Here is a 1912-nt window from a genome sequence, read left to right on the forward strand (position 1 = left end):
ACCCTCGCCTGCCTACTATTTCTGGGTTAAGAAGACGCGGTTATACACCTGAAGCTATCCAGGAATTTGTAAAAGCAGCTGGTGTCTCAAAAGGATTTTCAACTGTTGATGAGCAAATGCTTGAGCATTTTGTGCGTGAGGACCTTAAGCTGAAGGCACCTCGTACAATGGGCGTTCTTCGACCTTTGAAAGTTGTCATTACGAACTATCCAGAAGGAGAAGTTGAGTGGCTGGATGCAGAGATCAATCCTGAAAACCCGGATATGGGCATGCGCAAAATTCCATTCTCACGTGAAATCTATGTAGAGCAGGACGATTTCATGGAAAATCCGCCAGCTAAATACTTCCGCCTCTTTCCTGGTAATGAAGTCCGATTGAAGCATGCTTATTTTATCAAATGTGAAGAAGTAATTAAGGATGAAAATGGCGAGGTTGTTGAGCTTCGCTGCACCTATGATCCGGAAACGAAGAGCGGATCAGGCTTCACAGGCCGTAAGGTAAAAGGAACGCTTCACTGGGTTGATGCAACGCATTCAGTACCAGCAGAGTTCAGACTTTATGAACCGTTAATTTTAGACAGTGAAGAAGAAGCTGCTGACGAAGCAGAAAACAAATCATTCCTTGATTTCGTAAATGAAAAATCATTGGAAATTTTGAATGGTTTCATCGAGCCAAACATGAAAGACGCCAAGGCACAGGACAAATTCCAGTTCTTCCGCCACGGCTACTTCAATGTCGATCCGAAGCACACTACAGAAGACAAATTAGTTTTCAACCGCATTGTATCGCTGAAGAGCTCGTTCAAGCTTTAATTATGTGAATAAATGCTGGATAACTTGGAATCCCCGGACTTGGTACCGGGGATTTTTTATTGGGGATTTGTTTTATTCTGGGGATATGCTGTGGATGATTTTTCTGTATATGAATCTTGGATAGGATAGAAATGTTGCTTTATTGGCTGCGTTTGGGCCAACTGGTGAAAAAATGACTTCAACTGGTGAAATATTGATTCCAACTGGTGAAAAAACGACTCCAACTGGTGAAATATTGATTTCAACTGGTGAAATAATTAATTAGGCTTATATTCCTTCAATATTTATAGCTTCTGTAATCTATCATTTCTAATTTCCCTTCTATCTTTGTTCTTATTTTCTCTCTATGAATTCATTTACCAGCTCAAAAGCTTTTATTTTTGGGCCATTATTAACTAAATTAGCTAACTAAAAAGGAAATCCGCCCCTATGAATTGAATTTATGTAGTCAGTTCATTTTTTAGAGGTGAAAGGTATGGAAATCAAGCGTTTGTTAGCTGAGGATGCGGAGATTTACCGGACGATCCGGCTGGAGAGTTTAAAGCTTCATCCGGAAGCGTTTGGCTCTAGCTACGAAGAGGAGAAGGAAGCACCGGTTGGAAAATACCGTGAAAGTTTGCCATCGGTGTATACGTTTGGAGCATTCGAAAATGGTTCACTGGTTGGTGTGGTGACGCTTTTCCCTGAGGGAAAGCGGAAAATGAAGCATCGCGCCAGCATTTTTGCGATGTATGTTGCGGAAAGTGTACGAGGAAAAGGCGTGGGGAAAAAGCTGGTGGAAACTGCGATTGCACAGGCGCGAGAGCTGGGCAAGATTGAGCAAATCCACTTGCAAGTCGTGACTAGCAACGAATCGGCTAAGAGGCTTTATTCTTCGCTTGGTTTTGAAGTGTACGGTCTTGAAAAAAGAGCACTGCGCATTTGGGATATCTATTACGATGAGGAATTGAGAGTATTATTTTTATAAAAGGCCAATATTGGCCTTTTTTTCATGTTTAAAATCTGTCCAGAAAGGAAGTAGTTAAAGGATGAGTTTTAAGTGAAAGGAGAATTTCTATGTTTTTAGATGCATATGCAAATCAGAAGGTCCAGGTTAAGCT

The 1912-nt window shown here is 41.2% G+C and carries 3 protein-coding genes; all 3 read left to right on the plus strand.

Annotated features, from left to right (window positions below):
* A partial coding sequence (locus tag WB217_RS10305) for a glutamate--tRNA ligase family protein (protein ID WP_423993127.1) occupies nt 1-812 on the plus strand: 812 nt, incomplete at its 5' end.
* Nucleotides 813-954: 142 nt separating this feature from the next.
* A complete protein-coding gene (locus WB217_RS10310) occupies nt 955-1077 on the plus strand; it encodes a hypothetical protein (protein WP_423993129.1) in 123 nt (40 codons plus the stop codon).
* A gap of 210 nt (nt 1078-1287) precedes the next feature.
* Entirely contained in the window at nt 1288-1779 is a 492-nt protein-coding gene (locus WB217_RS10315) for an N-acetyltransferase family protein (protein WP_423993131.1), read from the plus strand.
* Nucleotides 1780-1912: the final 133 nt, after the last annotated feature.

The sequence above is a fragment of the Mesobacillus sp. genome (genome assembly GCF_049588175.1).
Taxonomy (GTDB): Bacteria; Bacillota; Bacilli; order Bacillales; family Cytobacillaceae; genus Mesobacillus.

Bases quoted from the DNA above. Each gene is read 5' to 3' on its own strand.
- WB217_RS10315 (WP_423993131.1), top strand. From the start codon at position 1,288: ATGGAAATCAAGCGTTTGTTAGCTGAGGATGCGGAGATTTACCGGACG.